This window comes from Winogradskyella sp. (assembly GCF_028289625.1).
Lineage (GTDB): Bacteria > Bacteroidota > Bacteroidia > Flavobacteriales > Flavobacteriaceae > Winogradskyella.
The window spans coordinates 20,561-28,251 of sequence record NZ_JANQOM010000022.1 but is presented as its reverse complement, the minus strand read 5'-3'; the positions used below and the strand labels follow the sequence as shown (position 1 = coordinate 28,251).

General features: G+C 35.2%; 11 protein-coding genes. 6 read left to right on the top strand and 5 right to left on the bottom strand.

All coding sequences use genetic code 11. The annotated features are described in order from the left end of the window. Positions 1–888 (bottom strand): S41 family peptidase (locus Q0992_RS05145; protein ID WP_299521269.1); only part of this gene is annotated, 888 nt, incomplete at its 3' end. Between the two features lie 210 nt (positions 889–1,098). Here Q0992_RS05145 and Q0992_RS05140 point away from each other — a divergent pair. From Q0992_RS05140 to Q0992_RS05125, 4 genes are read left to right on the top strand one after another with little or no spacing between them, the layout of a single operon-like run. Further along, entirely contained in the window at positions 1,099–1,608 is a 510-nt protein-coding gene (locus Q0992_RS05140; protein WP_299521272.1) for a sigma-70 family RNA polymerase sigma factor, read from the top strand. Further along, entirely contained in the window at positions 1,595–2,086 is a 492-nt protein-coding gene (locus Q0992_RS05135; RefSeq protein ID WP_299521268.1) for a hypothetical protein, read from the top strand. Before Q0992_RS05140 ends, Q0992_RS05135 begins: the two co-directional genes overlap by 14 nt. A 32-nt stretch (positions 2,087–2,118) precedes the next feature. Next, complete coding sequence (locus tag Q0992_RS05130; protein WP_299521267.1) at positions 2,119–2,688, top strand: DUF4252 domain-containing protein; 570 nt, start codon at positions 2,119–2,121, stop codon at positions 2,686–2,688. A gap of 12 nt (positions 2,689–2,700) precedes the next feature. After that, the gene (locus Q0992_RS05125; RefSeq protein ID WP_299521266.1) at positions 2,701–3,246 is read left to right on the top strand and encodes a DUF4252 domain-containing protein; all 546 of its coding nucleotides are present in this window, start codon (positions 2,701–2,703) and stop codon (positions 3,244–3,246) included. A 16-nt stretch (positions 3,247–3,262) separates the two neighbouring features. On the opposite strand, the gene Q0992_RS05120 is transcribed toward Q0992_RS05125, so the two are convergent. From Q0992_RS05120 to Q0992_RS05105, 4 genes are all read right to left on the bottom strand, one after another. Then, positions 3,263–3,451, bottom strand: coding sequence for a hypothetical protein (locus Q0992_RS05120; RefSeq protein WP_299521265.1), 189 nt, complete (start codon positions 3,449–3,451; stop codon positions 3,263–3,265). A gap of 35 nt (positions 3,452–3,486) precedes the next feature. Further along, positions 3,487–4,830 (bottom strand): adenylosuccinate lyase, encoded by a 1,344-nt coding sequence (gene purB / locus Q0992_RS05115; RefSeq protein WP_299521264.1) that lies wholly within the window; start codon positions 4,828–4,830, stop codon positions 3,487–3,489. A gap of 93 nt (positions 4,831–4,923) precedes the next feature. Further along, a complete protein-coding gene (locus Q0992_RS05110) occupies positions 4,924–5,334 on the bottom strand; it encodes a hypothetical protein (protein ID WP_299521263.1) in 411 nt (136 codons plus the stop codon). A gap of 6 nt (positions 5,335–5,340) precedes the next feature. Then, positions 5,341–5,904: an adenylosuccinate lyase gene (locus Q0992_RS05105; RefSeq protein ID WP_299521262.1), complete on the bottom strand. Its 564-nt coding sequence runs from the start codon at positions 5,902–5,904 to the stop codon at positions 5,341–5,343. Positions 5,905–5,945: 41 nt separating this feature from the next. Here Q0992_RS05105 and Q0992_RS05100 point away from each other — a divergent pair, with 41 nt between their 5' ends. Further along, a complete protein-coding gene (locus Q0992_RS05100) occupies positions 5,946–6,425 on the top strand; it encodes a heme-binding domain-containing protein (RefSeq protein WP_299521261.1) in 480 nt (159 codons plus the stop codon). Continuing rightward, positions 6,422–7,651, top strand: coding sequence for a glycosyltransferase family 4 protein (locus Q0992_RS05095; protein ID WP_299521260.1), 1,230 nt, complete (start codon positions 6,422–6,424; stop codon positions 7,649–7,651). The genes Q0992_RS05100 and Q0992_RS05095 overlap by 4 nt, the downstream gene beginning before the upstream one ends. The last annotated feature ends 40 nt before the right edge of the window (positions 7,652–7,691 follow it).

The following is a 7,691-nucleotide window of genomic DNA, read 5'->3' as shown; positions in this document are numbered from 1 at the left end:
GTAAAAGAGTTTAGAATACACCTGGCCTGTATATTGCCCTGTAACCATACTGCCCAAGTAAGCTGCGGTTTGTACCGAGCCACCACCATTATATCTTAAATCTAGTACCAATTCATCTATACCCTCTGCTAAAAAACCAGCAAAAGCGTCATTGAGCGCCCCATTAAAGTTGCTATTAAAACTGTTATACATTAAATAGCCCACTTTGGTATTGTCTTGTAAGGTTATGGTTTGTGCAATATGCACTGGGTTTTCAGTATATTGTGCTTCAGTCAATGTTTCGCTATTACCATTAAGCGTAATGGTATCGTCGTTTATATCAGCTGTACCATTATTGTCATAATCCGCAAAGTTTAAGGTATAAGTATCTTGTGAAAGAAGGCTTGAAAAATTGGATTCGGTTAGATTGGTCCCATCAACAGCTCTAAAAATCATACCTCTCTCTAATCCTAAATTATCTGCTACACTATTATTAAGCACTAGAGTAATAGCACCAAAAACCTCACTGCTTCCTTCGGTAATTCTATACAAATTAAACTCAAGGCCGTTGCTAAAACTTATCCCTTGCTGTGAATTTTGCAAATCAAAATAATTATCAAAAATTCTACTGAATCGGTCTACAGAATTAGGTAGATATTTTAGGGACTCAAATAAGGCTTCAGGTGTGTCAAAGCTATTTAAATAATTGGAATATTCTTCATTTGAAGAAAACCGATTATCAGCTAAATTAGGTATTTCAGACTTATACAAATATACCGCATTCATGCCTTTCCATACAAAGTCCTGAATGTCTGATACAGCAATTAAGTTATCATCTAAATCCTCAAAGCAACCTATTAAAGGTAAAGTAAGGATACTAGCTATTAATAGAACTTTAATCTTTTTCATAGTTTTAATTTTCTTAATAAATAACAATCTTTTTACTTATGTCTGTAAAACTCTAAATTTACTTACATTATTATAAATAAAAAAACTTTGTAACAAATTGTAAGGTGTATCGTCGTAACTATGAAAGCGAATAAAAACCGCTTTTTTACCCTGAGCTTGCCTGAGCTGAGCGCAGTCGAAGTGTCGAAGGGACCACCAATCAAATTAGTAATGAAGCAGGCAGATTTTGTAAGCTTAGTAATGCCATTTAAGGATAAAGTATTTCGTTTAGCCAAACGTTTGTTGGTTTCTCGCGAAGAAGCTGAGGATGCGACACAAGAAATACTGTTGAAATTGTGGAAAAATAAAGACAAGATTAGCGACTATAAAAATGTAGAAGCTTTTTCTATGACGATGACAAAGAATTTTTGTTTGGATAGATTAAAATCAAAACAGGCACAAAATCTTAAAATTGTTCACAGTAATTATACGGACAGTAATGCGTCATTGCAGAAGCAGGTAGAAGCTAAGGATAGCATGGGTTGGGTATCTAAAATTATGGAAGAACTACCCGAGCAACAAAAAATAATAGTGCAATTGAGAGATATAGAACAATACGATTATGCCGAAATAGCCAAGATGCTAGACATGAATGAAACGGCCATACGTGTTAACTTATCGAGAGCACGAAAAACAATAAGGGAAAAATTGACTAATACACATCGTTATGGTATTAAATAGTATAGAAAAATTAATAGAAAAGTACAACAATGCTGAGACATCGCTTAAAGAAGAAGCACAGCTAAGAGCCTATTTTGAAGGCGATAATGTAGCCCCTCATTTAGAGCACTACAAACCCTTGTTTCAGTACTTTTCGTTATCACAACAAGAACAGTATACCAAAGACGTTCCATTAAAACCTAAGAGAACAAAATTGTACCAATGGATTTCTGTCGCAGCCGTTGCCGTTCTAATGCTTGGTATAATTATTCCTAATTGGGGAGGTAGTAAATCTTTTAGTGATCTTACTCCTGAAGAACAACTAGCTTATGAGCAAACCATGGAAGCTTTTAACTTGGTCTCTCTGGGAATGAATAAAGGCAAGCAACAACTTAATTCGCTAGCTATGGTCTCTGATAACTTAAATCAAGGCATCGAAGAAGCAAGTCGGTTAAGTGAATTTTCAAAAACAACAAACAGAATTTTTAAAAAGAAGTAACAAACACACAAACACGCAAAAATTAGAGAATCATGAAAAAAGTAATTGTAATAATCGCGCTTATTGTAGCACCAATGGTATCGGGAGCTCAGAGTATCTTTGATAAATATGAGGATATGCCAGAAGTTGCTTCGGTTATCGTTAATCAAAAAATGTTCAGTATGATTGCTAGTATCGATGTAGATATGGACGACCCAGAAGCTCAGCAATACATGGATATGGTAAAGAAAATTACTGGACTTAAAGTTTTTACTACAGGAGATGAAAAAATATCGGCAGAGATGAAAGCTACCGTGAGTAAATATCTAAAATCATCTGATTTAGAGGAATTAATGCGAATTAAGGATGGTAACCAAACGGTAAAGTTTTATGTAAAAGAAGGTAAAGACGAAAACCACGTTAAGGAGCTTTTAATGTTCGTCAGCGGATTGAAAGAAGTTATGGATGGCGACATTGAGATTAATGGAAAAAAGCGTGAAATAGAAACTGTTTTACTGACCTTAACAGGCGATATTGATTTAAGACAAGTGTCTAAAATCACTAAGCAAATGGATATTCCTGGTGGCGATCAGTTGAAAAAAGCTGGGGACAAGAAAAACTAATAGCACAACAGAATGACACAATCAATCAAAAAATTATCAGTAATTGGCGTTTTGGTTGCAACTTTAATGAGTTGCAACCAAGGTCCTACTTTACAAACCTATTTTGTGGATAATGAATTAGAGGCAGACTTTATTTCTGGCGACATACCTGTAAGTGTTTTTAATCTAGAAGAATTAGAACTTACTGAAGAACAAAATGAAGCATACGAATCCATCGATAAACTGAACTTTTTGGCGTTTACTCTAAATGAAGATAATCACGAAGAGTACAAGGCAGAATTAGATAAAGTTAAGGTCATTCTAAAAGATCCAAAATATCAGGAATTAATGCGTGGAGGAAATAGCGTTGATGGACGGTTTTCCATTAAGTTCATAGGCGATGTTGAAAATATTGATGAGCTTATTTTATTCGGAAATGCCAATGACAGAGGTTTTGTGGTAGCTAGAGTTCTAGGAGATGATATGAATGCAGGAAAATTAATGTCTTTGCAATCCGTTTTAAAAGACATGAACTTTGACGATAGTAATCTTAATGGATTTAAAGACTTTTTTAAATAAATAGATTATTTAAATGTTAATGCGAATCGTCTTGAAGTTCTTCTTCAGGACGATTTTTTTTAGCGTAATTTTTAAAAGCATGCCAAAACGCTATTATGGCTATAACCCCAAAACTTCCAAATAATAGTGCTTTAATAATAAAATAATCCAAAACGTTCAAAAGCCCAGCGATAAAGAAACCAATACCTATAATGCTCACAGTCATTAGGGGTAAGGAATTTTGATTTATAGGAAACAATTTCATATACCAGTATAATTGCTTGGTGAAATAGCTTTTAACTCAGACTTAATGGTATCTGAGACTTCTAAAGTATCAATAAAATTTGAAATAGACGTTTTAGTGATAGCTTCATTGGTTCTGGTCAGTCCTTTTAAGGCTTCATAAGGATTAGGATAGCCTTCGCGTCTTAGTATCGTTTGTATAGCTTCAGCAACTACGGCCCAATTTTGTTCTAAATCCTGTTCAAATTTTGCTTCGTTCAATAATAATTTACCTAAACCTTTTAGTGTAGATTTAAAACCGATAATTGTATGGCTAAAAGGAACGCCAACATTGCGCAATACCGTACTGTCGGTTAGATCGCGCTGTAATCTAGAAATAGGTAACTTGGCCGCTAGATGTTCAAAAATGGCATTAGCCATACCTAAATTACCTTCACTGTTCTCAAAATCGATGGGGTTGACTTTGTGTGGCATGGCAGAACTACCAACTTCCCCCTTTTTTATTTTCTGTTTAAAGTAATCCATTGAAACATAGGTCCAGATATCCCTATCTAAATCTATGATGATGGTATTAATGCGCTTTAAGGCATCAAATAAAGCTGCCATATGATCGTAATGCTCAATTTGTGTCGTTGGGAAAGAATGCTGTAAGCCTAATTTCTCTTGTACGAATGCTGTTCCGAAGGCTTTCCAATCTATATTTGGATAGGCCACTTTATGCGCATTGAAGTTTCCTGTAGCTCCACCAAATTTTGCTGCGCTAGGGATGTCATTTAAGAGGTTAAACTGTTCTTTGAGTCTTACTGCAAAAACCTCGATTTCCTTGCCAAGTCTTGTAGGTGATGCTGGCTGACCGTGAGTTCTGGCTAACATGGGTATGGCTTCCCATTCTTTTGATAACTCCTCAACTTTATTGAGTAATTTTAAATACTCAGGCACATAAACATCGTTCATGGCGTCTTTGATACTTAGTGGAATCGCAGTATTGTTGATGTCCTGCGAAGTCAATCCGAAATGGATAAATTCCTTATAGTTTGCTAAATCTAAAGCATCGAACTTTTCCTTTATAAAGTATTCTACAGCCTTTACATCATGATTAGTAACCTTTTCAATCTCCTTAATAGCTGAGGCATCAACAGGTGTGAAATCCTCATAGATTGTTCTTAAATCCTCGAAAACAGAGTGCGAAACGGACTCTAACTGAGGTAGTGGCAATTTACAAAGCGCAATAAAGTATTCAACCTCTACTAAAACACGATATTTAATCAGTGCTTCTTCAGAAAAAAAATTGCCTAAAGCTTCTACTTTAGATCTGTATCTACCATCTATTGGTGAGATTGCGCTGAGTGCTGAAAGTGCCATTTGCTCTGAAATTTTGAAGCATCAAAGATAGCAAAGTTAGCTTGAAGCACGAAGAACGAAGCAAGAAGTTTTTGTTTGTTTATGAACGTTAAATTATTTCTCTTGAATTAATCGAGATTTGATCAATCTGACAATCGGTAGGCAGACAAAAAACAACATTGTGCAATAAATAGCGGACCTTTTAGCTCCCTCTAAGATATCTTCACTTGTAATTGTTCTCTCAAAAAAATTGAAAATATTTATAGTTACGATTGCTATATAACCAACAAATAAGAATCCCATTAAAACTATTATTTTTTCTCCAAATGTTAGTCTTTTATTTGACTTATAAGTCAAAATCATCAGCGTCACTATTATAGGAGGTACTATCAACATTGTCAAATCAGCATAGAACATTTCAATAGTATTTGGATCAGCACTTTTCCATATCCAATTTACAACTGCAATGAGAATAATAAAGATCAAATAAAATAAGTTAATGTGTTTCCAGTTGAAATCTTTCACGTTTTATCACTTGTTTATTTTTTTTAGGATATGCTTCGCCCTAGCCTTAAAACCAGAACTTTGCATTTGAAAATCGCGTTCTAGAATCATGCTGAGCTCAGGGTGAATCCAATCGTATTCATTTCCCAGTAGGTATAAGGAATTCATTGAATAAGCTTTGGGAGCAATTTTCTCATCATTAATCATCCAATCAAAACAAGCTTCTACGATTTTTTCTTTATGTGCCTCAGTAAGTGCTACCTTAATCAGGTTATCCTTTTTAGAATAATACGCTTTGATTAGATATTCGCAAACCTTGGCCACAGGTCGTACTGCAGAATCGAGATGTACCTTAGATACATTTTGGGTAAAGATATCGAGATGGGGAATAATAGCTTCGAGTTGTTCACCACACATAAACTCGAATACCCAAGCGGCTCGGCATGATATTTTATCATCAACTTCAAAAAGAATTTGTAGAAGGGGTTTAACCAATTCAGGATTTTCTATAACAAGATTAGCATAGTATAATCGTTTCTCTCGAGAGTGATTAACATAATTTAACTCCTTATAAAGTTGGTCTTTTGTCAAAAGGTTTCTTATTTTAACGATTCTAAATTAACCAAAAAGTCATGATAAAAAAACTGCTTAAAAAACTTGGTCTCGTACTATTATTAGCATTTATTATTGCTCAATTTTTTGGACCAGAAAAAAACGAAGGCGATATCGCCTCGGTTAATGTATTTCTCGAAGATACCAATCCGCCCGAAGATGTAAAATTAATATTAAAAAATGCGTGCTTTGATTGTCATAGTGATCATACACGTTATCCATGGTATAACAATATCACTCCCGTCAATTATTGGTTAGCAGATCATATAAGACACGGAAAGGGTGATTTTAACGTCTCCAAATGGTCAGAGTATTCGGATAAGAAGAAAGATCACAAACTAGAAGAATTGGCCGAAGAAGTGGAGGAGCGGCATATGCCATTGACAAGCTATACCTGGACCCACGGAGACGCTAAGCTAACAGACAAACAAATAGAAGCGGTTGAAGCTTGGGTAAAAACGGCTCGTATTAAATATGCCTTTCAAAAAGATGCTGAGTGAGTAAAACACTTTTAATCATTGGTTTTGTTTGGCCGGAACCCACAAGTTCAGCAGCTGGTAGTCGCATGTTGCAGTTGATTGAACAATTTCAAAACCAAGGGTATTCGATTACATTCGTTTCTGCTGCAAAAACTTCTATCAATACCTATGATTTATTGCAGCTGGGTATAACCACTCAGAATATTCTTTTAAACGATAGTTCGTTCGATGATTTCATCTCAGATTTAAAACCAGATGTAGTGTTGTTCGATCGTTTTATGACCGAAGAACAATATGGCTGGCGTGTGACTGAACAATGTCCTGAAGCGCTACGCATTTTAGATACGGAAGATTTCCATGGTTTGAGAAAGGCTAGGGAATTGGCTTTAAAGGAAGGTGTTGAGGTTTCCATAAACCATTTGCAAAATGATACCACCAAGCGTGAAATTGCGAGTATCTATCGTTCGGATTTAAGTTTGATGATTTCTGAAGCCGAAATAGATATTCTGACGCAACAGTTTAAGATTGATCAAAACTTACTCTATTATTTACCATTTCTGCTGGAACCTATTTCGGATGATGTGATAAACCAATTACCAACATTTAATAATCGCCAACATTTTGTTACGATTGGTAATTTTTTACATCCACCAAATTATGATGCCGTACTATATCTAAAGCGTACTCTTTGGCCTTTGATACGACAACAATTACCAAAAATTGAGCTACATATTTATGGAGCATACGAATCCCAAAAAGTCAGCCAATTGCACAATGAAAAGGAAGGTTTTTTAATTAAAGGTTTTGCCGACGATGTAAGTGAAGTGATGCAAAACGCAAGAGTGTGCTTGGCACCCTTACGTTTTGGCGCAGGACTCAAGGGTAAACTCATCGATGCTATGCAGGATGGAACTCCTTGTGTTATGTCTACCATGGCAGCAGAAGGCATGTTTGGGGATTTACAATCCAATGGTTTTATTACAGATAATGCCGAAGTGTTTGCTCAAAACGCAGTTCAACTTTATACCGATTCGATAGTTTGGGAAAACCAGCAAGAGGAGGGCTTTAATGTCTTAAATCAGCGATTTAACAAAACTAATTTTGAGATTAATTTTTCTAATCAAATTGAAACGCTAAAAGGAAACATAAAAAATCATCGTGAGGACAATTTTATTGGGACTATGTTGCAGCATCACACCTTACAGAGTACTAAATATTTGAGCAAATGGATAGAGGAGAAGAATTAGTAAATAATGAAAATCTAAAAAATAACTTGCCTATCTATTT